Annotated in this window: 22 protein-coding genes and 1 pseudogene; 10 read left to right on the top strand and 13 right to left on the bottom strand. The window is 59.0% G+C overall.

The features are described 5' to 3' along the window. Positions 1–220 precede the first annotated feature (220 nt). From OKC28_RS02375 to OKC28_RS02360, 4 genes are all read right to left on the bottom strand, one after another. The gene (locus OKC28_RS02375; protein ID WP_005310139.1) at positions 221–913 is read right to left on the bottom strand and encodes an ABC transporter permease; all 693 of its coding nucleotides are present in this window, start codon (positions 911–913) and stop codon (positions 221–223) included. 3 nt (positions 914–916) lie between these two features. Continuing rightward, complete coding sequence (locus OKC28_RS02370; protein WP_005310137.1) at positions 917–1,657, bottom strand: ABC transporter permease; 741 nt, start codon at positions 1,655–1,657, stop codon at positions 917–919. A 305-nt stretch (positions 1,658–1,962) separates the two neighbouring features. Further along, positions 1,963–2,736 carry an ABC transporter substrate-binding protein gene (locus OKC28_RS02365; RefSeq protein ID WP_005310135.1) on the bottom strand — a complete coding sequence of 258 codons (774 nt, stop codon included), beginning with the start codon at positions 2,734–2,736 and terminating at the stop codon, positions 1,963–1,965. 49 nt (positions 2,737–2,785) lie between these two features. Next, positions 2,786–3,556 (bottom strand): ABC transporter ATP-binding protein, encoded by a 771-nt coding sequence (locus tag OKC28_RS02360; RefSeq protein ID WP_005310133.1) that lies wholly within the window; start codon positions 3,554–3,556, stop codon positions 2,786–2,788. A gap of 531 nt (positions 3,557–4,087) precedes the next feature. Between OKC28_RS02360 and OKC28_RS02355 the strand changes: the two genes are divergently transcribed. After that, positions 4,088–4,990 carry a lysine exporter LysO family protein gene (locus tag OKC28_RS02355; RefSeq protein ID WP_034523538.1) on the top strand — a complete coding sequence of 301 codons (903 nt, stop codon included), beginning with the start codon at positions 4,088–4,090 and terminating at the stop codon, positions 4,988–4,990. Between the two features lie 142 nt (positions 4,991–5,132). Then, positions 5,133–5,753, top strand: a complete 621-nt coding sequence (locus OKC28_RS02350) for an acyl carrier protein phosphodiesterase (RefSeq protein ID WP_265456752.1) — start codon at positions 5,133–5,135, stop codon at positions 5,751–5,753. A gap of 52 nt (positions 5,754–5,805) precedes the next feature. Here the strand turns inward: OKC28_RS02350 and OKC28_RS02345 are convergent, their stop codons facing one another. Continuing rightward, on the bottom strand, positions 5,806–6,201 hold the full coding sequence (locus tag OKC28_RS02345) for a DUF2069 domain-containing protein (RefSeq protein WP_265456750.1): 396 nt from the start codon (positions 6,199–6,201) through the stop codon (positions 5,806–5,808). Beyond that, the gene (gene arsC / locus OKC28_RS02340) at positions 6,198–6,548 is read right to left on the bottom strand and encodes an arsenate reductase (glutaredoxin) (protein ID WP_021138542.1); all 351 of its coding nucleotides are present in this window, start codon (positions 6,546–6,548) and stop codon (positions 6,198–6,200) included. Before arsC ends, OKC28_RS02345 begins: the two co-directional genes overlap by 4 nt. Before the next feature lie 60 nt (positions 6,549–6,608). Here arsC and OKC28_RS02335 point away from each other — a divergent pair, with 60 nt between their 5' ends. Beyond that, positions 6,609–7,088, top strand: coding sequence for a TlpA family protein disulfide reductase (locus OKC28_RS02335; protein ID WP_265456748.1), 480 nt, complete (start codon positions 6,609–6,611; stop codon positions 7,086–7,088). 195 nt (positions 7,089–7,283) lie between these two features. Here OKC28_RS02335 and OKC28_RS02330 read toward each other — a convergent pair whose 3' ends face one another. Continuing rightward, a complete protein-coding gene (locus OKC28_RS02330; RefSeq protein WP_353851636.1) occupies positions 7,284–8,738 on the bottom strand; it encodes a beta-barrel assembly-enhancing protease in 1,455 nt (484 codons plus the stop codon). Between the two features lie 128 nt (positions 8,739–8,866). Between OKC28_RS02330 and OKC28_RS02325 the strand changes: the two genes are divergently transcribed. Continuing rightward, positions 8,867–9,100: a sulfurtransferase TusA family protein gene (locus OKC28_RS02325; RefSeq protein WP_099992557.1), complete on the top strand. Its 234-nt coding sequence runs from the start codon at positions 8,867–8,869 to the stop codon at positions 9,098–9,100. Between the two features lie 25 nt (positions 9,101–9,125). Then, positions 9,126–10,196 carry an AI-2E family transporter gene (locus OKC28_RS02320; RefSeq protein WP_265456745.1) on the top strand — a complete coding sequence of 357 codons (1,071 nt, stop codon included), beginning with the start codon at positions 9,126–9,128 and terminating at the stop codon, positions 10,194–10,196. Between the two features lie 115 nt (positions 10,197–10,311). Here the strand turns inward: OKC28_RS02320 and OKC28_RS02315 are convergent, their stop codons facing one another. Continuing rightward, the gene (locus tag OKC28_RS02315) at positions 10,312–11,112 is read right to left on the bottom strand and encodes an alpha/beta fold hydrolase (RefSeq protein ID WP_021138537.1); all 801 of its coding nucleotides are present in this window, start codon (positions 11,110–11,112) and stop codon (positions 10,312–10,314) included. A gap of 225 nt (positions 11,113–11,337) precedes the next feature. Between OKC28_RS02315 and ppk2 the strand changes: the two genes are divergently transcribed. After that, positions 11,338–12,153, top strand: a complete 816-nt coding sequence (gene ppk2 / locus OKC28_RS02310) for a polyphosphate kinase 2 (protein ID WP_265451884.1) — start codon at positions 11,338–11,340, stop codon at positions 12,151–12,153. 106 nt (positions 12,154–12,259) lie between these two features. Here the strand turns inward: ppk2 and OKC28_RS02305 are convergent, their stop codons facing one another. The 5 genes from OKC28_RS02305 to yejK form a co-directional block, all read right to left on the bottom strand. Beyond that, entirely contained in the window at positions 12,260–13,396 is a 1,137-nt protein-coding gene (locus OKC28_RS02305) for an ABC transporter ATP-binding protein (RefSeq protein ID WP_005310112.1), read from the bottom strand. Between the two features lie 67 nt (positions 13,397–13,463). Beyond that, positions 13,464–14,354, bottom strand: coding sequence for a maltose ABC transporter permease MalG (gene malG, locus OKC28_RS02300; RefSeq protein ID WP_017412117.1), 891 nt, complete (start codon positions 14,352–14,354; stop codon positions 13,464–13,466). Positions 14,355–14,366: 12 nt separating this feature from the next. Beyond that, positions 14,367–16,019 carry a maltose ABC transporter permease MalF gene (malF, locus tag OKC28_RS02295; RefSeq protein WP_111588647.1) on the bottom strand — a complete coding sequence of 551 codons (1,653 nt, stop codon included), beginning with the start codon at positions 16,017–16,019 and terminating at the stop codon, positions 14,367–14,369. Between the two features lie 78 nt (positions 16,020–16,097). After that, positions 16,098–17,279: a maltose/maltodextrin ABC transporter substrate-binding protein MalE gene (gene malE / locus OKC28_RS02290; RefSeq protein WP_005310106.1), complete on the bottom strand. Its 1,182-nt coding sequence runs from the start codon at positions 17,277–17,279 to the stop codon at positions 16,098–16,100. 394 nt (positions 17,280–17,673) lie between these two features. Then, a complete protein-coding gene (gene yejK, locus OKC28_RS02285; RefSeq protein ID WP_192896051.1) occupies positions 17,674–18,735 on the bottom strand; it encodes a nucleoid-associated protein YejK in 1,062 nt (353 codons plus the stop codon). Positions 18,736–18,808: 73 nt separating this feature from the next. Between yejK and OKC28_RS02280 the strand changes: the two genes are divergently transcribed. From OKC28_RS02280 to OKC28_RS02265, 4 genes and pseudogenes are all read left to right on the top strand, one after another. Beyond that, on the top strand, positions 18,809–19,036 hold the full coding sequence (locus OKC28_RS02280) for a YejL family protein (protein WP_005310102.1): 228 nt from the start codon (positions 18,809–18,811) through the stop codon (positions 19,034–19,036). A gap of 43 nt (positions 19,037–19,079) precedes the next feature. Then, positions 19,080–20,930, top strand: coding sequence for a DUF3413 domain-containing protein (locus tag OKC28_RS02275; RefSeq protein WP_256688106.1), 1,851 nt, complete (start codon positions 19,080–19,082; stop codon positions 20,928–20,930). Between the two features lie 329 nt (positions 20,931–21,259). Further along, on the top strand, positions 21,260–23,425 hold the full coding sequence (locus tag OKC28_RS02270) for a TonB-dependent hemoglobin/transferrin/lactoferrin family receptor (protein ID WP_270687088.1): 2,166 nt from the start codon (positions 21,260–21,262) through the stop codon (positions 23,423–23,425). Next, a pseudogene (locus tag OKC28_RS02265) lies at positions 23,425–25,486 on the top strand (prolyl oligopeptidase family serine peptidase). The gene OKC28_RS02270 and the pseudogene OKC28_RS02265 overlap by 1 nt, the downstream one beginning before the upstream one ends. Positions 25,487–25,492: the final 6 nt, after the last annotated feature.

Here is a 25,492-nt window from a genome sequence, read left to right as displayed (position 1 = left end):
CAAGCTATCTGGATAGTTGGTAACCCCTTCATACTCGGCACCAACTACACCAGCTAGAGGGGCCTAGGTTATGGCAATTTATATCGGGAAATATCTCGTGGCTGACCAAAGTTATGGTAAATCACTGATCAAATATTGGAAGGCCTGAATTCCGTTGTGATGTCTTTTGACTGACGACCTCAGTGACCATAGCCTTCCAGCAACTGCTCTAGATATACCGTTACAGGCTGCGGGGGCGCAGGTGGGCGTGCCAGCGTGCTTCCCACTTCTTGAACAGCCAGACGATGACGAAGGTGAGCAACATGTAGAGCAGGCCTGCGGTCAGGAAGGCCTCGAACGGGCTGTAGTAGCGGGAGTTGATGATCCGCGCGGCGCCGGTCAGGTCGACGATGGTGATGATGCCAGCCACCGCCGAGCCCTGCAGCATGAAGATCACCTCGTTGCTGTAGGCGGGCAGCGCACGGCGAAACGAGTTGGGCAAAATGATGCGGGTGAGGGTTTGCCAGCGGCTCATGCCAAAGGCGTTGGCCGCTTCAATCTGCCCCTTGGGCATGTTGAGCACGGCGCCGCGCACTATCTCTGCGGTGTAGGCGCCGGTATTGAGGGTGAACGCCAGCAAAGCGCAGAACCAGGCTTCGGCAAACAGGGTCCAGGCTGCGCTGTTTTTCAGCCACTCCCACTGGGCAGCGCCGTAGTAGATGATAAAGAGCTGTACCAGCAAGGGGGTGCCACGAAAGAAGTAGATATAGGCCCAGATCGGCCCCTTGATCAGCCAGTTGCGACTGTTGCGCAGTATCCCCATGGGCACCGCCAGCGCCAGACCGAGTATGAGGGATGCCGCCACCAGCAGCACTGTGGTGTAAAGCCCCTGCCAGTAGGTAGGCCACTCTTTGAGAATGATTGAGAAATCCATGGCTTACCTCGTCTTTATCGCGTAGTGACGCTCGGCCCACTTCAGTGCCGAGGTGGAAACCGCAGTGAAGATCAGGAAGATCAGGGCCACCGCCATGTAAAAGGTGAAGGGCAACTGGGTCGAGCCTGCCGCCAGGGACGCTTTGCGCACCATGTCATCGAGACCGATGATGGAGACCAGCGCCGTGGTCTTGAGCAGTACCAGCCAGTTGTTGCCAAACCCCGGCAGGGCATGGCGCATCATCTGGGGAAACAGGATCCGCACAAAGACCTGGGTCGCCCGCATGCCAAAGGCGCGAGCGGCTTCCAGCTCCCCCTTGTCCACCGCCAGGATGGCGCCGCGGAATGTCTCCGTCATGTAGGCACCGAAGATGAAACCTATGGTGGCGACCCCGGCCGCAAACGGGCTGATATCGATGTAATCAGGCAGCAGGGAGACCCACTCCTGATTGGGATTGCTCTCAAGCAAGAAGTTGTTGTAGGTCTCGTTGACCCAGGTACAGACGCTGTTGATCAGCACCTGGCCGCCGAAGAACAGCAGCATCATCAGCACCAGATCGGGAATGCCGCGAATGACGGTGGTGTAAGTGGTCGCAATGCCCCTGGCCCACTTGTAGGGCGACAGTTTGGCGAGCGCCCCCAGCATCCCCAGCAGCAGCGCCAGCAGCAACGAGGCCAGCGCCACTTCCAGAGTGACCCAGGCACCCTCCAGCAGGGAGGCTTCGTATCCTTTCAAATCAAACATATGCAGCTCCATTGCACATTGAGTGGGCTCGCCCCTCCCAAGCAGAGGCTCCATATTCTTTAAAACCACACATATGCAGCTCCATTGCAATCAAGCGGGCCCATCACTCCTTGCGGGAGATAACGGGCCCGATATGACGACTGACGGGAGTCAGCCTGTCGTTCCTGGTTCGCCGTCGGCACCGCAAGGACCCCAAGCCTCCTCCTGGCTCTTTCATACAAGGGAGGGAGTTTGCAACGCCTCCCCCTTGTGAAGGGGAGGCCAGGAGAGGGTTTTGATGATCCGCCGTAGACGACGTTCGGTTGTTATTCGCCGTAAACGTCGAACTCGAAGTACTTGTCGTTGATTTCCTTGTACTTGCCGTTGGCGCGCAGGGCCAGGATCGCCGTGTTGAATTTCTCTTTCAGATCCTTGTCAGCCTTGCGAACGGCGATGCCGGCACCCTCACCAAACCACTTGGGATCGGTCAGTTTCGGGCCGACGAACTCAAAGCCGTCACCGCCCTCTTTTTTCAGCAGACCATCCGTGATGGCAGCGGAGTCGGCCAGCACATAGTCGACACGACCGGATTTCAGATCGAGGTAGGCTTCATCGGCGGTGCCGTAACGCTTGATGGTGGCGTTGGGGAAGTTGTCGGTGATGTAGGTATCCATGGAGGTAGCGCGTTGTACCGCCACGGCCTTGCCATCCATGAATGCCTTGTCGAGCTGGACGTCAGTGCCTTTCTTGGCGGCGAAGCGGGCCGGAATGTGCTGGTACTTCTGGGTGAAGTCCACCTTCTTCTTGCGCTCTTCGGTGATGTCCATGGTGGCGATGATGGCGTCATATTTGCGCGACAGCAGCGCCGGTATGATGCCGTCCCAATCCTGTTTGACCAGGGTGCACTTCACCTTCATCTCTGCGCACAGGGCGTTGGCGATATCGATGTCAAAGCCTTTCACTTCGCCACTGGGCTCGGTCCAGGAGAAGGGAGGGTAAGCACCTTCCACCCCGATCCGCACTTCTTTCCACTCCTTGGCCATCAGGCTACCGGAAGACAGGGCAGTCACTATGGCAGTCGCCAGCATCAGCTTGTTCATGTATCTCTCCTTGATAAAATCGTCGACTGTTAACGTTGGATCCCGCCCATCAATAGATGGAAGAGATAAATTGCTTGAACCGTTCCGATTTGGGATGGGCGAAAATCTCCTTGGGGTTGCCCTCCTCTTCCACGCGCCCCTGATGCAAAAACATTACCTTGTTCGACACATCACGGGCAAACGACATCTCATGGGTCACCACCAGCATGGTGCGCCCCTCTTCGGCCAGCTCACGCATCAGGCCGAGCACCTCACCCACCAGCTCGGGATCGAGCGCCGAAGTGGGTTCATCAAACAGCATCACTTCGGGATCCACCGCCAGCGCCCGGGCAATGGCCGCACGCTGCTGCTGACCACCGGAGAGGTGGCCAGGGTAGTAATCCCGGCGCTCCCACAGGCCCACCCGATTGAGCAGATGCTCCGCCTTGGCAATGGCTTCGGCGCGGGGGATCTTCAGCACCTGGATAGGTACTTCGATGATGTTCTGCATGATGGTCATGTGCGACCAGAGGTTGAAACTTTGAAACACCATGGCCAGACGGCTACGGATACGCTCCACCTGACGCACATCCTCCGCCAGCCGCTCGCCAGCCCGGTTGGTTTTCATCCGGATAAGCTCGCCATGAAGCGAAACCGTGCCGGAAGAGGGTGTTTCCAGCAAATTGATACAGCGAAGAAAGGTCGACTTCCCCGAGCCGGAGGAGCCGATCAGGGAGATCACGTCCCCCTTGTGGGCGGTCATGTCGATGCCCTTGAGCACTTCGTGGGTGCCGAAATACTTGTGCAGTTCACGAACTTCCAGTGCGGCAACGTCGCTCATCCATTACAACCTTGTCTGTCCCTAGACGCCGCTACGGCGTGACTCAGCCATCGTCCATTTAACAAAAAATTAACCGATGGCAACCTTCAGCGAAAATATCACTCGACTAGTCAAAAAACAATACAGAACGGTGGTCTTTGGTGTTTTGTCTGTATTTTTATTGGTCTAATCGGTATTTTTCAGCACTTTGTCTGCATAAAACCCTATCCAGACCAGTAAGGCAACACCGCCTTTTTATACCCACATCGCAAGGGTGGCAAGAAAATTCCTGCATCATGGTCATAACCGTGCCCAAGCAGCTTTATTCACCCTGCGGATGTTTGCATCTTGTTGAAAAGTGGGCTGACTCGTCGATTCTCCTGCTGCACCAAGACGAACCACTGCGCCACATCAGTGCATGGATTTGCACCAAAAACATAACAACTTGATAAAAAAGCCCCGGATGAAACATGCAAACTCACAGATATGTGACACAGAGCCAATAAGTAGTGATAAGGTGTCATTTTTATCAGTTTTGTGATCGAGGCCCCGATGTTGCTCAATGTATTGCTGATCCTGCTGCCGCTGGCAATCGGCTATCTGATCCCCCTCTCTTCCGCCCGGCTCATCAAGCTGGTCAATCAGTCGCTGGGCAAGATGGTCTATCTCATCCTGTTTCTGATGGGGCTGGGGCTCGCCTATGTAGAGAACCTGGGCAGCAACCTTGCGGTGATCTTCAAGGTGGCCGGTGTCATGCTGGCCGCAATTACCTTCTGCAACCTGCTGGCGCTCTGGTGGCTCGACAAACGCAGCCCGCCGACCCATGAGGCGAGTGACGCCAAGATGCCGAGCAAGCTGCACCTGCTGTGGGAATCACTTCAGCTCTGCTTCGTGGTGCTGGGGGGCGTGCTGCTGGGGCTGCTGGTGGATCTGCGGATCTTGCCCATCGACAAGTTGAGTGAGTGGGCCCTGATGTTGTTGCTGCTGCTGATCGGGGTGCAAATGCGCAACTCCGGCATGCGACTGCGCCAGATCCTGCTCAATCCCTGGGGCATGAAAATCGCCTTTACCGTCATCGTCAGCAGCTGGCTGGGCAGTCTGCTGGCAGCCCAGTTGCTCGGCATGCCATTCAGTCATGGCTTGGCGATCAGCTCCAGCTTCGGCTGGTATTCGCTGTCGGGCATTCTGGTGGCCGACAAGCTGGGGCCAGTGCTCGGCTCCGCCGCCTTTATCAACGATCTGGGTCGCGAGCTTATCGCCATTCTCATCATCCCCATGTTGATGCGCCGCCACCCCTCTGCCGCCATCGGCTACGGTGGCGCCACTGCGCTGGACTTCACCCTGCCGGTCATTCAGAAATCCGGTGGCATCCAGGTAGTGCCGGTGGCGATTGTCTCCGGCTTTATCCTGAGCCTGCTCGGCCCCATCCTGATCCTGGGCTTCCTGGCCATTTAAACCTGCCAACCTCATCACGCCCGACCCGAGTGTCGGGCTTTTTTGTGCCAACCCCTTGCCGCCGGTTCGCCAGCCATAGGCAAGCAGAGCCGGATCCGCTAGGCTCACCCTCAGTTTTCATTTGCTGGTCAACCCTAGCCCCATGAATTATCTGGCTCATCTGCATCTGGCTGCCCATACCCGAAGTTCCCTCACCGGCAATCTGCTGGGGGATTTTATCAAGGGACCACTGCCAAGCGCCCTCGCCCCCGAGTTCGACGAGGGGATCTGGCTACATCGCAAGATTGATGCCTTCACCGATGCCCACCCGGAGCACAGGGCGGCGGTGGCCTGCTTTGAGGCGCCCTGGCGCCGCTTTGGCGGCATACTGGTGGACATGCTCTACGACCACTGGCTCAGTGTGTACTGGTCACAGTTTTGTGCAGAGCCTCTGCCCCGCTTTTTGCAGCACAGCTATGAGCAACTATTGGCAGACCACCTGCTGCTGGCAGACGGCTTGCCAGCGGCACTGAAACGGATGGCGGAGCAGAACTGGATTGCCTCCTATCGTCACAAAGAGGGGCTGGGCCGTGCCCTCAACGGCATAGGCCATCGTCTGCGCCGCCCTGTGTTGCTCGGCGATGCCCTCACCACCCTGGATGAGATGGATTGGCACACCTGCGAGCTGGGCTTTCTGCGCTTCTATCCCCAGCTGATGGCATTTAGCGAGCAGCAGCTCGCCCACTATCGCGAGACAGGCGACCACGCCGGATTGCGGCCATAAAAAACCGGACCCAGGGTCCGGTTTGCAGATAAAGGCGCACTGACCCAGTGCCTTATTTCTCTTCTTGTGAAAGCTCACCCTTCTTCTTGCGAATGCTGAGGCCCAGCTCCCGGCCGCGCAGGCGGGCGTAATAGATGGTGCCGACAAACGCCAGTGTGGTGAACACCAGTTCAACCACAGCCAGCCAACGCTCCCCCTCATCCGTGGTGATCAGCGTCAGGGCGTGCAGGAAATAGGGCATCAGCACGAAGTTGCCCCAGGCGTGGGTGTAAGGGTTGCCCTGTGCTATGCCCTTGAGCGGGAACAGGAGCGGTACAGTCCAGATCACCGGCAGCAACCAGGGATTGAGGTCAGGGTGGGGAGAGAGAAACAGGTGCCAGAGGATGACCCAACCCAGCAGGCCAAAGAAGCCAATCAGGGTCAGCAGACGGGCGAAGCGAGTGGTCACTTGAGGATCTCCAGCACCTGCTCGGGAGGGCGGCCGATGCGAGCCTTGCCATCTTTGATGACGATGGGGCGCTCGATGAGCTTGGGATGCTGGTGCATGGCGCGAATGAGGGCATCGCCACTCTGATCCGCCAGCCCCAGCTCTTTGTAGAGATCTTCCTTGGTGCGCATCAGCTGGCGCGGATCGGCAAAGCCCAGTTGGGTCAGCAGGGTGCGAATGACATCTTCACTCGGCGCCTGCTCCAGATAGAGCACCACATCCGGGGCGATCCCGTGCTGTTCCAGCAGGGCCAGGGTTTCACGGCTCTTTGAACAGCGCGGATTGTGGTAGATTTGGGTCTCGCTCATGGTAACTCCCTGATTGTTCGCAAGATGGGACAAGAAACGGCGCTATTGTAGGGGAAACGGATGGTCAGGGTAAGCGGCAGGGCACAGGAAATGAAACGAATTTGTTGGATGATTGTGGCCGCTCTGCTGACAGCCTGCTCCCCGGCCCCCGAGTTCAGCAACGACCAGGGTCAGCCGGTGACACTGGCGCAGTTTGCCGGTAAACCGCTCTTGGTCAACTACTTCGCGCCCTGGTGCGCCCCCTGCCTGCGGGAATTGCCGCTGTTGGAGACACTGGCGCAGGAGGGCAAGATAGCCGTGGTGATCATCAGTTACGATCACGCCACCCCGGCCGAGCTGGGGGCACTGGCCAGTCGCCATCACATCAAAGTCCCGCTGCTGATCGCCGATAAAGAGGCGCACCTCCCCTTCTCTCTCCCAACCGGACTGCCCACCAGCTATCTGCTCGATGGCGAGGGCCGATTGCAAGAGACGCTGGTGGGAGAGTTCGACGAGCAGAAGATTACCGCCCTCAAGCTGCGGGCTGCGCAATTTCGTTAGAGAAGCTCCCCTCCCCTTGCCAGGGGAAGCGACGATGGGCCTTCCTGACATTTGAGCGTCTGCGACGCTTCTCTTTCATCACGAGTCTGCCGCCCCGCTCCCTTCTGAAGGGGTGGCCGGGAAGAGTCTGCCGCCCGGAAAGAAAACGGGGCGCGCCATTGCTGGCGCACCCCGTTTCACCGCATGTCTGAGTCATCACCCTTTCAGGCTGTCGAGATCCTTTTTCGCGCGCTCCAGCTCTGTGATGCGCGCCTCCAGTCTGGCCAGGGTCAGCTTGTCGCTGGTGGTGCCACGGGCCACGATCAGCTCGTCGATGGCGGCTTGATAATCCCCCCGCAGGGAGAGCATCTCGGCGCGTGCCATGTGCAACTCTGTCATTCGGCCCGCCTTGCGATAGGCATCGGAGAGCAGGTTCCAGGCTAGGCTGTTCTCTTCGTGATCCCGGGCATAGGGATCCAGGATGGCGATGGATTTCTTGTAATCGCCCCCTTCCAGATAGGCGTTACCCAGGTTGACCACCACCACTTCGTTATCCGGCATGCGGGCGCGGAACTTCTCCAGCCGTGCAATGGCCTGGGCGCTGCGTCCCTTGGCGAGATCGATATCGGTCAGGGCATCGACCACAAACAAGTCTTCCGGATGACGGGTTGCCAGCTCCTGCATCAGGGTGTCAGCCTCATCGGTGCGCTTGAGTTGCAACAAGGCCAGCGCCTTGCCATAGGTGGCCGCATCCTTGAGGGGGTAATCCCCTTTTTGCAGACGACTGTCGAAATAGCTGAGCAGCGCCTGTGGGGTCTCGGTGCCATAGCGCACCTGAATGCGCACCTTGGCCAGCCAGAAGTCGAGGCTGGGGGGCAAGTTGCGGCGTCCATAGCTGTTGGCGCGGCCACGGGCCTCGGAGATCCGGGTCTCGGGCAGGGGGTGAGTGAGCAGCATCTGGGGCGGCTTGCTGGCGTAGCGATACTCGGCCGCCAGCTTCTGGAAGAAGTTGGCCATGCCCATGGGGTCAAACCCTGCGTCATACAGGGTCTTCATGCCGATCCGGTCTGCTTCATATTCGTTGTCGCGGGTGTAGTTGATGGCCGATTGCATCGACAATCCGAGGGTGGTCTGCAAGGCGGCGATACCGGCTGTGGGGTTGATCACCGCGAGCGCAATGGAGCCCACCAACCCGGCCAGGGTCATGGCGGAGCTGCTCGCCTGCGCCTCCATGTAGCGGGCGATGTGACGCTGGGTCACGTGGGTGATTTCGTGCGCCAGTACCGAGGCCAGCTCGCTCTCGCTGTCGGCATATAGGAAGAGGCCGGTGTGCACCTTGACCCGACCACCGAGGAAGGCGGCCGCGTTGATACTGGGATCATTGATAAGGAAGAAGGTAAAGGGAAAACGCACCCCGTCGGCGTTGGTCAGCAAGCGCTGCCCCAGATCGTCTATGTACTGACTCAGCACGGGATCATCGATGATCGGCAAGCCAGCCCGGGCGAAACGCATGAAGGCATTGCCATAACGCACCTCCTGCTCAATGGGCAGGGCGGCTACCCCGGCGGTGCCTATGTCGGGAAGCTGATTGCTCGCCTGGGCATGGAAAGTGGCACCCATCAGGGAAGCCAGCAGGGGAAGCGATGCCATCAAAGGGGAAAAGCGTGCCACGTTATCTCTATCTCCAATCAGACCCTACCGGGACACCGGCAGAATACCCTTGCCCCTCAAGGGCTACAAGCGTTGTTTCATGCTCTTATCACGGCCATAATAACCGCTTCATGCCCGATGGAGCCCCTATGGAACACCTCGATCTGACCCCCTGGCGCTGCCCGGAGCCACTGATCCGGCTCAAGCTCTGGTTGCGTCAGGCGACGCCCGGTCAATCCTTGTCCATTCAGCTGGCAGACCCGGGCTCCCGGCAGGATATTCCAGCCTACTTGCAACGCCAGGGGCACAACTTCTGGTTGCGACAGGAGCCGGACAATACGATCTTTTTGCAGTTGGTTGTCGGGGCCAAACAGCCATCATGAGCCCCAGTCACGAAAGGATGCTGTCATGTTAGAAGTACTCAAGCGCTGGTATCAGACCCGTTTCTCCGACCCCGATGCGGTCACCCTCTTCCTGTTGCTGGTGTTCGGCTTTGCCGTGCTCTGGCTGTTTGGCAACCTGCTGGCCCCCATACTGGTGGCCATTGTCATGGCTTATCTGCTGGAGTGGCCGGTCAACCGGCTGCAACGGACCGGGCTCTCCCGCGCGCTAGCTACCACGCTGGTGCTGCTGCTGTTCATCGCACTGACAGTGATGGCCTTGCTGGGACTGATCCCGACCCTGGTGAGTCAGGGCATCAATCTGGCCAAGGAGTCTCCCTCCATGCTGGCCCATGCCCAGGACTATGTGCGCACCCTGCCAGACCTCTATCCCGAGATCATCGACGTCACCCTGGTCGAGACTGTGATAGACAACATTCGCCAACGCATCCTGAGTGGCGGCGAGCATCTGGTGAGCGCCTCCCTCAGCTCGCTGGTGAACGTGGTCGCTCTTCTTATTTACCTCATTCTGGTGCCGCTGATGGTGTTCTTCATGCTCAAGGACAAGCAGCCATTGCTCAGCGGGCTCACCCGCTTCATGCCGCGCAACCGGGCTCTGGTCAAGCGAGTCTGGACCGAGATGAACGGCCAGATCATCAACTATGTTCGGGGCAAGGTGATCGAGATCCTTATCGTCGGGGTGGCTACCTATATCCCCTTTGCCCTGATGGGACTGCGCTACTCCGCCCTGCTGGCGGTGGCGGTCGGCTTCTCCGTGCTCATTCCTTACATAGGCGCGGCAGCGGTCACTGTACCTGTGGCCATGGTGGCCCTGTTCCAGTGGGGATTCTCTTCTGATTTCGTCTGGCTGATGGTGGCCTATCTGGTGATCCAGGCCCTCGATGGCAACCTGCTGGTGCCTCTGCTTTTCTCCGAGGCAGTCAACCTGCATCCGGTGGCCATCATCATGGCCGTGCTGGTGTTTGGCGGCCTATGGGGTTTCTGGGGCGTCTTTTTCGCCATTCCCCTCGCCACCCTGGTCAAGGCGGTGATCAATGCCTGGCCCAAGCGGGATGATCCGGCCCTGCCCGGCGTCTGAGGGCGCATGCACCTCTCCGGTGACAGAGGGTGACAGAGGGTGACAACCAGCAATCATGAAACGAAGAAGGGAGCCCATGGCTCCCTTCTTCGTCATGCAATAGCGGTTGTCAATATCAGAGCCCGGCCAGAAATGCCGTCAGTGCCTGATTGACGAAGGCGGGATTTTCCAGCGTGGAGATGTGGCCTGCGGCCGGTATCTCCTTGAAGGGGCAACCCAGCACTTCGGCCATCAGATAACCCTCCAGCACGGGGCGTGCCTTGTCTTCGCAGCCGGTCATGACCAGCGCCGGCACCCTGATCTCTTCCAGCCAGTCGATACGGTCTTCCCGGGTCACAAAGCTGCGGCCCACCGCCACCATGGCGGCTATCTTCTCCCCCGGCCAGGAGGCAAGGCGTTCCTTGAATCCGTCAATCAAGGCCGCATTCGGCTGATTGGCAAAAAACAGCGGCGCCACCTGCTCCACTATGGGGGCCGGTATTGCGCCGAGCTGCCCAATCATGCCCAGCATGCCGAGGTAGCGCTCGCAGGTGATCTGGGGCTCTAGACCGACGAAGCTGTCCATCAGCACCACTCCCTTGAGACGGGTCGGTGCCATCCTGGCCAGCTCGACACCCCACATGCCACCGATGGAAAGACCCACCAGCACACACTCTTCGACCCCGAGGGCATCGAGCAGCGCCAGATGATCACGGGCCAGGGTCGCCAGGGTGCAGGGACCTTCCGGCAACCGGTCGGAATCGCCATGGCCCCACAGCTCGGGCACGATACAGCGGTACTGGCCCTTGAGCGCGGCAATCTGCGGCGCCCACATGGCGCTGTCCCACAGGTAGCTGTGGCCAAACAACAGAACCGGGCCCTGCCCCTCGTCCAGATAGGCCATTTGGCGGCCCGCTATCTCCATAAATTGCTTCATGTTTTCTCCTGTTGCCAGCTGCTGATGATGAGACGGCAATGCAAATCGCCATAAATGGCTTCATGTTTTTTCTATTGCCAGCGGCTGATGAGGCGGCAGTGTAAATCGCCATGCTGTTTTGCTGCCAGCGACGGGGCGGCAGTGTAACACGCAGTCCTTGGCAGTGGCGCCTCCCTGGTGCAAGCTGAAGATGACTCAAGGAAAGGACTCAAAAAGGAGAAAGCCATGCCGAAGGAAAAGATCAAGAAGCGCCCGCGTCTGGACAAGAAGTGCTATGAGCATCACCTCACCCATCTGCAGGAGGAGCTGGTCAAGTTGCAGGAGTGGGTCAAGCAGGAGGGGCTGAAAGTGGTGGTGCTGTTCGAGGGACGCGATGCCGCCGGCAAGGGCGGCGTCATCAAGGCCATCACAGAACCGCTCAATCCCCGGGTCTGTCGGGTCACCGCCTTGCCCGCTCCCTCCGATAGAGAGCGATCCCAGTGGTATTTTCAACGCTATGCCGCCCACCTGCCCGCCGCCGGTGAAATGGTGCTGTTCGACCGTTCCTGGTACAACCGGGCCGGGGTCGAGCGGGTGATGGGGTTTTGCAGCGATGCGGAGTATCGCGAGTTTTTACGGGCCTGTCCCGAGTTTGAACGCATGCTGATCCGCTCAGGGATCACCCTGATCAAATACTGGTTCTCGGTCTCGGACGAAGAGCAGGAAAAGCGTTTCAAGGAGCGGATCAACACCCCCATCAAGCGCTGGAAGTTCAGCCCCATGGACTTGCAATCCCGCTCACGCTGGGTGGAGTACTCCCGCGCCAAGGATGACATGTTCACCTACACGGACACGGAAGACTGTCCCTGGTTCGTGGTCGATGCCGACGACAAGCGTCGAGCCCGGCTCAACTGCATCGCCCACCTGCTCGGCAAGGTGCCCTACGAGGCGATCCACTACGAACCCATCAAGCTGCCCCCCATCACGACAGAGGGGTACGAGCGCCCGCCGCTGGCCAGCCAGACCTTTGTACCCGACATTACCGCCGAGCTGGAGGCCTGATCACCATCACCCTGCCTGCCATGTTTCCCGAACGGCAGGCAATAAAAAGCCGGTCTGACGACCGGCAAAAAGGCATTGAATACTAAGGAAAACCAGCGCAAAAAAATCAGGTACGAATGTACTTGGCGGTACGAGGGAACGCCTGCTCTTTGGCGTCAAAGAGATAACAGGCTTCAGCCGGGATACCCACGCTGTAGGTCTGACCGGTTGCCACATCCACGTCCGAGGTAGCCTTGACGGTAAAGTCGTGACCATCCACATCCATATAAACGAAGGATTCCGCGCCCAGGTGTTCAGCCACCTGCACAATCCCGCTCACCTTGCTGTGAGCATGGGGATGATCGAGCGGGAACAGATGCTCGGGACGAATACCCAGCTCTACCTTGTCACCGACCGAGCCACGACGGGCATCGACCCGCGCCCGCACCGTATCGCCGGAGGTGAGTTTGACCACACACTCCTGCTCGCCAATCTCCAGCAATTCGCCCGACAGGAAGTTCATCTTGGGTGAGCCGATAAAGCCCGCCACGAACTTGTTGTCCGGGTTGTGGTAGAGATCGAGCGGGGTGCCGAACTGCTCCAGGTTGGTTTGGGCCTCGCCCTTGAGCGGGCTCAACACCACGATGCGGTTGGCCAGTGTCATGGCTTCCACCTGATCGTGGGTCACATAGATGATGGTGGAGTTGAGCTCCTTGTGCAGCTTGGCGATCTCGATGCGCATCTTGACCCGCAGGGCGGCATCCAGGTTGGACAAGGGTTCGTCAAACAGGAACACCTGCGGCTGCTGCACTATGGAGCGACCTATGGCCACCCGCTGACGCTGACCGCCGGAGAGCGCCTTGGGCTTTCTGTCCAGCAATGGCTCAAGCCCCAGGATCTCGGCGGCGCGCATCACCCGCTTGTGGATGTTCTCCTTGTCCATCTTCTTGAGCTTGAGGCCAAAGGCCATGTTCTCGTAGATGTTCATGTGCGGATAGAGAGCGTAGGACTGGAACACCATGCCGACGTTGCGCTCCACCGGCGGCACGTCGTTCATGTAACGACCGCCGATAGTCAGCTCACCGCTGGTGATGTCTTCCAGACCCGCGATCATCCGCAGCAGGGTTGACTTGCCGCAGCCGGACGGGCCGACGAAGACGATGAACTCCCCTTCCTTGATGGCCAGGTTGATGTTGCGCAGCGTGTCCTTGTGGACCGCCGGATCGTAGTTCTTGCGAACGTTGTTGAGTACTACTTCAGCCATGACGAGCTCCGCTCTTGAATCTTTGCAAATCGTGACGGCGGGGGAGTCAGCTCCCCCGGCCATAAACTTAACCTTTCACACCGCCAGCGGTTAGGCCGCCGACCAGCCAGCGCTGCGCCATCAGGAAGACCACAGTAATGGGCAAACCCGACAGGACGGCTGCAGCCGCAAAGTCACCCCACAGATAGTTCTGCGGATAGAGGTATTGCTGGGCACCGACCGCCAGGGTCAGGTTGTTCACATCCTGCAGCAGGATGGAGGCCACAGGCACCTCAGTGATGGTACCGATGAACGCCAGAATGAACACCACCGCCAGAATCGGCACCGACAGGGGCAACAGGATCAGGCGGAACGCCTGCCACGGGGTCGCGCCATCGATGGCTGCCGCCTCTTCCAGAGAGGAGTCTATGGTCTCGAAGTAGCCCTTGATGGTCCAGACGTGCAGCGCTATGCCGCCCATGTAAGCCAGGATAAGGCCACCGTGGGTGTTCAGACCCAGCCAGGGCACATAGTCACCTATCTTGTTGAACAGCGCATAGATGGCCACCAGTGCCAGCACGGCCGGGAACATCTGGAAGATCAGCATCCCTTGCAATATGGTCTGCTTGCCGCGAAAACGCAGGCGGGCAAACGCATAGGCACAAGTGGTCGACAACGTCACTATCATCAGGGCCGTGATGCCGGCGATCTTGATGGAGTTCCACAGCCAGGTCAGCACGGGGAACGGCGGCGGCGTGATGCTGCCATCGGCGTTGGTGATGGACATGCCCAGCGCCAGCTTCCAGTGATCCAGGGTCGGATCGGAGGGGATGATTTCCCCCACCGAGAAGTTGCCGTTACGAAACGAGATGGCGATGACCATGATCACCGGGAAAATGATCAGCGCCAGGAAGGCCCACATGACCAGGTGGGTTGCCCACACCCGGTATTTGACTGATTTGGGTTGTACGATAGCCATTGAGAAGCCTCCTTACTGTTGCTTGTCGGCTTTGGACAATTTCAGGTTGAGCAGTGCAAGCGCGCCGACGATCAGGAAGATGGCGGTAGCGATGGCACTGGCCAGACCGTAGTCCTGACCACCCGAGCCCTGGAACGCAATCCGGTAGGTGTAGTTCACCAACAGATCCGTGGTACCGGCCGGGGTACTGGCACCTATGATGTCCGGCGCCCCGTTCGTCAACAACTGTATGAGTACGAAGTTGTTGAAGTTGAAAGCAAAGGATGCGATCAGCAGCGGAGTGAGCGGCTTCATCAAGAGCGGAACCGTGATCTTGAAGAAGTTCTGCACAGGACCGGCACCGTCCATGGCGGACGCCTCGTAGAGATCATCCGGAATGGCTTTGAGCAAGCCCATGCAGAGGATCATCATGTAGGGGTAGCCAAGCCAGGTATTGACGATGAGGATCATCACCTTGGCCAGGAAGGGGGTGGTGTACCAGTCCGGCTTGATGCCGAACGCCGCTTCCAGGAACAGGTTGATCTCGCCGAAGTTCTGGTTGAACAAGCCCTTGAACACCAGGATGGAGATAAACGCCGGTATCGCATAGGGCAGGATCAGCATGACCCGGTAGAAGCCGCGACCTCTGAGCTGTTCCCACTGCACCAGACATGCCATCACCATGCCGATGGCCAGGGTGAAGCCCACTGAGCCGGCGGAGAAGATCACAGTCCAGACGAAGATCTGCATGAAGGGACCCTGGATACCCGGGTCTGTCATGATGCGCACGAAGTTTTTCCAACCCACGCTCACCACGAAACCGGGGGCCATGCCCTTGCCGACAAACTGTCCCTGCTCGTCGATGTATTGATAGAAGCCGGTGTCACCGTTGGGCAGCATCAGCTCGCCGGTCTGGGTGTCACGCAGCAGGTTGCTGTCCTTGATCACCACGCCGGATTTGAGCACGGCGCCATCCATCAGCCGGGTGTACTGCTGCTTCTGGGCGGCAAACTTGCGCAGGCTGCTCAGGGTCAGGTGAATGCCACCTTCCGGCAATACCAGATCCAGCGCGCTCAGGTGAGTACGGTGATCGACGATGGCACGAATGGGGGCCACCTTGTCCACGGCCTCTTCTGCCAGAGGCTGCAACTGAACAACCTGGACTGCGTCCTGCACTCTGCCCTCGCGGACAGCCAGTTCACGGGCCTTGTTGTTCATCAGAGTAAGGGGTTGACTGATAAAGGCTTGGTCGTCCTGTTTCAGCAACAGCTGAAACTGATTGTTCTCACCACCCAGCAGGGTGAAATCGAATTCACCGCCAGCCACCTTGTAGCTTTTTTTCAGATGGTAATCCCGTGCCTGCTCAAGGGAGAGCAAGTTGGATCCCGAATAGTTGGTGAAGGCGATGCCGATCGTGTAGGCAAGAGGGAAGATGATAAACACAACCATGCCAGCCACACCGGGGAAGATATAGCGGTGGGCATAAGTCTTCTTGTTCATGAAGACATACAGACCGACGGACACCACCACCAGATCGAGCAGAGCGAATACCCACTCACCGCTGGCGTACATCATCACGGCCGCATAACCGTTGAGGATGGCTACCAGAGCAGCGATGGTCCACTTAAGCCAGGTGTGCTTATCCTTCGGACCGGCATAGGATTCAATAGAAGGTACTACTTCCATGCCAATTAACCTTTATAACGCCAAGAGAGATTTGAGAGAGTGGGAGGCCGTTGCGGCCTCCCGGGTAGTAGTGCATGCTTACTGAACGATACGCTTGGCAGCGGTATCCAGGGCTTCGTCAACGCTCTGACGGCCGGAGGTCACGTTCTTGAGGGCAGTTTCGAAGGAAGACCAGAAACGGCTCATCTCAGGCACGGACGGCATCGGCTCGCCATTCTGGGCGTTCACCATGGTTGCCTTGATGTGCGGATCGGATTCCAGGGTCTTCTGGAAGGACTTCAGCGCTACTGCACCCAACGGCTTGTCGGCGTTGACCGGCGCCAGACCGGCATCGGTCAGCAGGTAGTTTTCCAGGAACTCGATAGCCAGATCCTTGTTCGGGCTGGCGGCGTTGATGGTCGCACCCAGTACGCCAACAAAGGCTTTGGCCGGGTTGCCCTTCAGGGTCGGCAGGGACGCTACACCGTACTTGATGCCGCTCTTGTCCAGGTTGCTCCAGGCCCAGGGACCGTTGATCATCATGGCCACTTCGCCCTTGTTGAACTTGGCGTCCATCACACCGTAGTCGATACCTTTTTCCAAGTGACCGGATTTGATCATCTCGGAGATATAGCCAACACCGGCCTTGGCACCTGCGTTGTTCACGCCGGTATCTTTCACGTCATAACCGGTAGCGGTTTTCTTGAAGGCATAGCCACCGTTGGCAGCCACCAGCGGGTAGCTGAAATAGGGGGTGTCATAGGCCCACATGATGGCGCGCTTGCCATTTTTCTTCAGCGCTTCGTCGATCTTGGCGATCTCTTCGAAGGTTTTCGGCGGCTCGGGCAGCAGATCCTTGTTATAGATAAGGCTCACGGCTTCTACCGCAACCGGATAACCGTAGGTCTTGCCATCCACTGCCATGGCATCCCAGGCGAACTGTTCAAACTTGGCTTTGGTGGCTGCGTTCGGGGTAACAGGTACCAGCAGACCGGCCTTGACCCACTCACCGTAACGGTCGTGAGCCCAGAAGAAGATGTCCGGACCGTTGCCGGTGGCAGCGGCTTGCTGGAATTTCACTTCCACCTGATCAGGGTGAGCAACCGTCACCTTGATGCCAGTTTCGGCTTCAAACTTCTTACCTACTTCAGCCAGACCATTGTATCCCTTGTCACCGTTAATCCAGATGGTCAGTTGACCTTCGTCAATGGCGGCAGTGGCAGAGCAAGCCACGCCCAGAGTAGCCAGACCGATCAGGGATGACAGCAATTTCTTTTTCATGAGCCTTTCCTTGTATTAGTTCCGCGCTGTAAGAGCATTGTGTGCGAGATGAATATTATCCCAAGCCGCTACTGCCTCACATGACGCAACTCGCATTTTTGAAATGCAATTACGTATTTTCTTCCAGAAAGTTATGAAAACATTTTCTTATTTCAGGGGGTTATCGCCATTTATTGGCATATTTCTCGCCAAAAACAGAAATTAAATTACCAAATGGAAATAAAAAACACAAATGAAAGGGTTTTCACTGCATTGAAAACCCTTTCACTGTGGTTATTCTGTTTAAATTGTTAACAAAGCACCGAGTTGGTTTCGAGGCGACTTACCCCATTAAATAAAAAGACACCGCAGCGAAGTGCGGTGTCTTTTTGCCAAAAATGGAAAGCAGATCACATTACGACTGGCGCAGCAGCTGATCCTTGAGATTGGGTGGCACGCCGCGAATGGTCAGGGTATCTGTCTGAGGATCGTAAAACACCCGGCTGTTCAGCAATTTCTGCTCGAAGCTCAGGGTCAGACCGCCACCGGAGCCGACGAACTTGGTCAGGCCGCGCAGGGTGGAGCGATCGGCGGGGAAGCGCTCTTCCAGCTCATACTCCTGACCGATGAAGCTGTAAAAATCGAGATCGCCGTCGCCCGCTTCTTTTGCAGAGAGTTCGGCGGAAAGCGCCTTGATTTCGATCTCTTCACCGGCGCTGGCCTGCTCGGTGCAATATTTGAAGACTTGCTTCTTGTAGTCGTTGCGCTCGGCCGGTTCGAGCTGACGACTGTCGCAATAATCGTCCACCGCCTGCAGCAGCCCTTTATTTTGGATCTTGGCATCCATGCCCTCGCGGGCACCCAGCAAGTCCATGAAAAAGTCCCCCAGTTTGCGACCGACCCGCCCCTTGCTGAAGGTGATATAGCGGCGAGAGTCTGGCTGGGTTTTCCATTCGGTCAAATCGATGCGGGCCACCAGATTGAGCTTGCCGATATCCAGATAATGGATATGGCGCAAGTCCAGCGCCTCGCTGACGGTGACGCTCTCTTTGCCTTCCAGCAGGGCGACCATCAGGTAATCGACCCCCACATAGTTGTATTTGGCAAACAGCAATACACCCTGTTCGTCGAGGGCGTGATCCACCAGGTTCTTGACCAGCAGCTGGGTCATATTGACCGAGAAGGGGACGAATTCGAGCTGATCGCCGAGCAGCTGCTCGAGGGCAATGCGAAAGGCGGGAGAAGGCTGCTTGGGGGCTTCCTCACCGTCGGCCAGCTCGGCGACGGCGGCTTCGGGGTCAGCGAAAAAGCCAAAGCCCTTGCCACCCTTGCCGTTGTAAATGCGATGCAACTCCGCCATCAGCCCCTGAACCGCCTCATCAGCAGGCAGGGTCTGGCTGCGGGTGTCGGCGTGAGGTTGACCATCGCCGCCCTGGCGCAGGGAGTGAAGAATGATCTTGTCGATATCGAGACTCATGTCACAAAGCCATAGTGTTAGCCGAAAGGGTGAAGTATTATAAGGCGCTTTGAACCGAGATGAACTGAAGATTATGCCCATCGTATCAAAGTACACAAACCAGCAATTTGATGACCTGATGAATGACCTGATCACTGTACTGGAAAAGCACAAGGCGCCAGTCGACCTCAGCCTGATGGTGCTGGGTAACGTGACGACCAATATCATCAACGGCATGGCCCCGGCACAACGCCAGGCGATCACTGAAAAATATGTCCAGGCACTGACTTCCTCGGTCGACACTCGCCACGACACTCACTGAGTCGCCGCCTTTTTTTGACGTTTCTCAAAGCAGATGGATCACTATGGTCGAAACCGGCAACCCCTATCGTGATAATGTCTCTCGCCTGATCACCTGGGGGCATTGGTTCTCCTTCTTCAACATCATTCTGGCCATGCTGATTGCCACCCGCTATCTGGGTGCCATCAGCTGGCCATCGACCACGCTCGGCGTGACCTATCTCATCATCAGCTGGATAGGTCACTTCTCGTTTCTGAGCTTTGTCACCTACCTGTTGACCATATTCCCGCTGAGTTTCGTGCTGCCCAAAGAGAAGCTGCTGCGCTTCATTTCGGCCATCATCGCCACCCTGGCGCTGGTGCTCCTGCTCATCGACACCCAGGTGTTCCAGCTGTTCAAGTTCCACTTGAACGCTCAGGTGTGGCAGTTGCTGCTGGATCAGGCCCAGACCGAGGAGGGCTCGATCTGGAGCATCATCTTCGTGGCGGTGCCGACCATCTTCCTGCTGCAACTGCTGCTGTCGGCCTATGTGTGGCGCAAGATCAACAAGCGCAAGCGCCGCCAGTATGGCAATCAGGTGGGGCTGGCCCTGCTGGTCTGCTTCATTCTGACCCACGTGGTCAACAGCTGGGCCGATGCAACCCTGTATCAGCCCATTACCATGCAGCGCGCCAACTTCCCGCTCTCCTACCCCATGACCGCCAAGAGCTTCCTGGCCAAGCACGGCTGGCTGGACCTGGATCAGTACGAGAAGAAGGCAGAATCCCAGGATGGCGAGAGCGAGAGCCGCTTGCGCTACCCCCTGCGCCCGCTCAGCGTCAACGCCCCCATTGCCCACAAGAACCTGCTGGTGGTGGTGGTGGATTCGCTGCGAGCCGACATGCTCAACAGTATCAACATGCCCAATCTGCAGCGTTATGCAGACAGCCATCTCAATTTCCGCAACCACATGAGTGGCGGCAATGACGATGTGATGGGTATGTTCAGCCTCTTCTATGGCCTGCCCGGCCACTATTACGACGACATCCGCAACGACAAGACACCGCCGGTACTGTTCGACGAGATGCTGCGCCAGGATTACCAGTTCGGCCTGTTTGGCGCGCTGGAAGATGCGCAGCAGTATCGCCAGAGCATCCTCTCCGGTCTGCGCAAGCAGGTGTTTGTCTCCGAGCAGACCAATGATCAGCTGCTGATCGGTGACTGGCAGCAGTGGCTCGCCAAGCGCTCGCCGGACAGACCCTGGTTCTCGCTGGTCTATCTGTCGAGCCCGGGTGATTACCAGCTACCGGCCAACATGAAGGGCCCCTTCCAGCCCGAGCTGACCAAGTTCAATCCGGCCACCGCTTATCAGGCCAAAAACCTGCAGAAGCTGGAGAACCGTTACAAGAACACCGTCTTCTACACCGATCAGTTGCTGGAACAGATGCTGAGTCAGCTGCAACAGCAGGGCCTGAACGAGCAGACCATAGTCGTGGTGACCTCCAACCACGGTCAGGAGTTCAACGATACTCGCAGCAACAGCTGGGGTTATGGCACCAACTACTCGCCCTATCAGGTGCAGGTGCCTTTCGTGCTGGCCTGGCCGGGCAACGACACCCTGGCGCAGAGCCAGTTGAGCAGCCATCTGGATCTGGTGCCCACCCTGATGCAGGGTATGCTGGGGGTGCGCAACCCGGCGCGGGACTACAGCACAGGCCGCAGTCTGTTCGACAACAGCCCGCGCAACTGGCTGCTGGCCGGGGATCAGCGTGACTTTGCCATCTATCAGGGCAACACCATCACCCACTTCAACAAGCAGGGTGACTTCGAACTGCTGGAGCGCAACAGCTACCGTCCCATCAAGCACGGCACCCCCGACATGGGTGTCATGATCCAGGTGATGAACGAGCTCAACCGCTTCTATCGCGCCCCCTGACGGCCAGAAAACCACACTCACCAAGCCCGTTCCCGTAGCGGGCTTTTTATTGCGTGCGGTGCGTGCCGGAAAACAACAGCTGGGCATCTATGCCCAAGGGGGCCCTATGGGGGACGGGTTTACTACCCAGCCAGATAGCTCTCTTCTCCCCTTCATGTTCTCACTTGCCGGCGCAAACGTTCTTCTTTTCACTACTGACTCTTCCATCAAAAACATCAATCTGATCAAGATCATAAAAACAAAATGATAATGATTATCAATCGTTGATCTGGATGGATCACTCTGCAATAATCCGCGCCCTTCAGGCTTAAATAACAATCATTCTCAAAATGAAAATACTGCTGCACTACTGGCCCATGCTGCTGTCCGGCACAGCGCTGGCCGCCAGCGATCAGACCCAACTCGATGGGACTGGCACCCCTGCTCACCTCAAGGCGCGCGAGACCATAGTGGTCAAGGGCCAGCGGGTCGAACAGAAGCTGTCCGATATCTCGGGCGCCATCACAGTCATCACCGAAGAGGATCTGGATCGCCAGATCGCCACCGAACTCACCGACGTGTTCAAGAACGAACCCGGCATTTCTGTGACCGGCTCGGCAGGGCGTCCGCAAAACATCCGCATCCGCGGCATTGGCGGCAACCGGGTGCTGATCATCAAAGACGGGGTCAGGGTCAGCGACGGCTTCGGTGCCGACGATCTCAACGACAAGGTGGGCCGTTTCAGCTTCGATCTGGATGACGTCAAGCAGATTGAGGTGGCCAAGGGAGCCGGCTCCGCCCTGCACGGATCAGACGCCATCGGCGGCACCATCGTCATCTCCACCAAGCAGCCGGAGGATTATCTGCAGGGGCAGGATGCCTACCTCAGCAGCAAAGTCCTGCATGATGGCAGCAGCAACAAGCAGAAGTTGAGCGCCACCGGTGCCGCCCGCTGGGCTGAGACAGAACACCTGCTGCGCCTCTCTGGCTGGCAGGGGCACGAGACAGCCAACTATGACGAGAGCCGCATCCCGGCGGATCTGGATGGCCTGAGTGCCTCCACCAGCTCTCGCTTCACCCTGAACGAGCACCACCTGCTGCGCCTCGAACTCGACTACTTCGAGGACAATGCCAAGCGGGATCAGGGGCCGCGCGAAGTACCCCAGCCCGATGGCAAATGGCAGGTTCGCCAGTATCGCGAGGACAGCACCCAGCGCTCCCAGGGCGCCAAGCTGAGCTGGGAGGCGCGCAGTCTCGACCATCTGCTGGCGGATCAGTTCACCTTGAGCCTGCACGGCAATCACGCCAAGAACAGCGCCAACAAACGCAGCCTGCTGCAAAATGACCTGCTGAGCGGCTATCCCCGCTATCGCAGCGAACGGGAGCTGGCCACCTTCACCGAGGATCTGCTCGGCGGCGAGCTGGACATTCGCCGCGATCTGACAACCGGCGCCATCGAACACAAGCTGAGCTATGGCGTCGAACTGGAGCGCGCAAGCCACGAGCGGCCGGTCGACAAGCTGATCTTGGAGGCGGGCATTCCCCAGCCCGGCCAATCCGCACCCTTCAGCAGCGCCCGCACGGACCGCGCCGGCATCTGGCTGGGGGATGTGGCGAGCCTCGGGCAATGGCAATTCACCCCCACACTGCGCATGGATCACCAGTGGCTGAGCCCGCAAGATGGCAAGGGTGCCAGTAACCACAGCTGGCACCTCTCCCCCAGTCTGGCCACCAGCTACCGCTTCAACGATCAGTGGCGCAGCTGGCTCAGCTATGCCAACGGTTTTAGTGCACCCTCCTACGACAAGGTGTACGGCAATATTCCCCACTATTTTGCCCTGCCGCCGTTCGAGATCATCGCCAACCCGGACCTCAAGGAGGAAACCAGCCACAGCTTCGAGTGGGGTGTGAGCGGTGAAGGGGATGAGTGGAGCATCAAGCCGGCGCTCTTCTACAACCGCTACTACAACTTCGTCGACTGGCGCCAGGTGGGCTTCCGTCTGAGCGACGGCGTCATGCTGCGCCAATACCGCAACGTGGCCAAGTCCGAGACTTGGGGCGCCGAGATCGCCGCCAGCTACTGGCTGACCCAGCAGTGGGAACTGGCCACCAAGTTCGGCTGGGTGGATGGCAAGGACAGCCAGGGCGAGTCACCGCGCAACCTGACCCCGCTGGAGGGCAATACCCGCCTCAGCTATCAGGCCAACGACTGGAGCCTGGGGCTGCAAGCCGATTATGCCGCCGCCATGAGCCGGGTGCCCACTTGCGGCAACAGCCTGACCCAGCAGCAGAGCGAGTGCATGAAGAGTGCGGGCTGGCTCAGCTTCGCCCTGACCGCCGACTGGCAGATCACAGACGCCCTCAAGGCCAACCTCAAGCTCGATAACCTGCTCGATACCCGTTACACCCGCTATCAGGATGTGGCTGGGCAGGAAGCGGGCAGCGATGCGGGACTCTACACCCAGACGGGCCGCTACCTGAGCGCCAGCCTGCGCTACACCTTCGTGGGGATCTGATGCACGCGCTATTGATAATGACGGCTCTGCTGGCCAATCCGGCAGCCTCCCCCACCGAGGCCGCGGGCATGACGGCAACCACCACGGCACCACAGCGCGCGCCAGCCATTGCCAAGCGTCCCCTGTTGATGAAGGGCAAGGTAGCGCGGTGGGATCCCTATAGCGGCTGGCGTGACGACAGCCGCCAAGATCCCGCCCTGCTGGCCATGCTGGCCGAGCAGAACCGCTGGACCGAGCAGCAGCTCGCCAGCCAGCGGCCGCTGGAGCAGGCGCTGCAAGCCGAGTGGCAGACACAGCCGCGCGGCGAGCCCATGCCCGCCGAGTGGCACACTGAAGCGGGCAGCCAGTGGCGGATGGAGGCCGACGGCAGCCTGTGGCAACGGGCTGATGACAAGGCGCAGCCCCGTCAGCGACTGGCGCCGCGTCAACCGGCGAGCGGCTATTACGAACTCGCCGGCTGGGCACTGCACCCGAACGGACGCCGGCTGGCCCTGGCCGAAGATCTGCGTGGCGATCTGGACTACCGCATCACCCTGCTGGATCTGGATAGCGGCAAGACACAAACCACTCTGGCGCACAGGGCCGCCGATCTGCTCTGGAGCCTGGACGGCAAGACCCTCTACACCCTTGCCAACGAGCGCCGCACCCTACGCCCATGGCAGCTGTGGGCCTGGCAGGATGGCAAGGAGCGGCTAATACACCAGGAGGCCGATCCCGCCTGGCTGCTCAGCCTCTATGGCACCACTGACAAACGCCACCTGCTGCTGCAGAGCAACAACCACGACAGCTCGGAGCAGTACCTGCTGGACGAGGGAACCCCCTCTCTGCTCAAAGCCCGTCAGGCCGGTGTCGAGTACTACCTGGATACCCAGGGGGAGCGAGTGCTCATCAAGAGCAACAAAGATGGTGCCCTCGGCCTTTATCAGGTGACCAGTCTGGCACAGGTGGCCGAGGGGCACTGGCAACCCCTCTGGTCCGGCGAGGACAAGAGCCTGGAGAAGTGGCGCCTGTTTGCCGACCATACTGTCCTGCAATACCGCAAGGCAGGGGACGACTGGCTCGATGTGCTGGATTCAAGCGGCCAGCTCAGCCAGCGTGTGCATCTCACCGAGGGGGCTGGCACGGCCTGGATCCAGGGCGCTCATGACCCGGCCAGCCAGCAGATCCTGATCCGCCGGCAAGGGATGGCCGAGCCGCCGCACCAACGCTGGCTCAATCTCGCCAGCGGCCAGTGGCAAGCTGGCGCCCAGGCGCAGGCCCCCTCCCCCTACCGAAGCGAGCGACGCTGGGTGGTGGGCAAGGATGGCGTCAAGGTGCCCGTCTCTCTGGTATGGCGCACCGACATCACCAAGCCCAAGGCGCTGCTGCTCTACAGCTACGGCGCCTATGGCACCCCCATGCGCCCCTACTACCAGCCCCAGGTGCTGAGTTTGCTGGATCGCGGTTTTGTCTACGCCATCGCTCACGTGCGCGGCGGCGGCATGCTGGGAGACGACTGGTATCTGGCAGGTCGCGGCCGGCAAAAACAGCACAGCGTGGACGACTTCCTGACCGTGGCAGAGGCGCTGGCCCTGGATCCGGCCATCGATCCTGCCCGGCTGTTCGCCATGGGCGGCAGTGCCGGCGGTCTGCTGGTGGCGGCGGCGCTCAATCAGGCGCCAACCCGCTTTGCCGGCGCCGTGTTACAGGTGCCCTTCGTCGATCTGCTCGGCACCATGAGCGATCCCGAACTGCCGCTCACCCGCCAGGAGTACGCCGAGTGGGGCAATCCGGCCATCCCCGCCGACTATGCTGCCATGCGTCGCCTGACGCCCCTATGACAACCTGCAACGACAGCCCTATCCCCCGGTTTATGTGACGGCCGGGCTGCACGACAGCCAGGTGCCTTACTGGGAGCCGCTCAAATGGGTCGCCCGGCTGCGGGAGCACAGCACGGGCACTGGCCCCTATCTGCTGAGTACGGCTCTCGACAGCGGCCACCAGGCCAGTACCGGCAAGGCCCACCAGCAGGCAGCGCGCGAGTATGCCTTCCTGCTCACCCTGGCTGGCGCTACCCGCTGATGACGC

Origin of the sequence: Aeromonas sp. D3, from assembly GCF_027705025.1 — a bacterium.
Taxonomy (GTDB): Bacteria; Pseudomonadota; Gammaproteobacteria; order Enterobacterales; family Aeromonadaceae; genus Aeromonas; species Aeromonas salmonicida.
The sequence above is the reverse complement of the archived record's forward strand: the minus strand, read 5'-3'. Positions and strand labels throughout refer to the sequence as shown.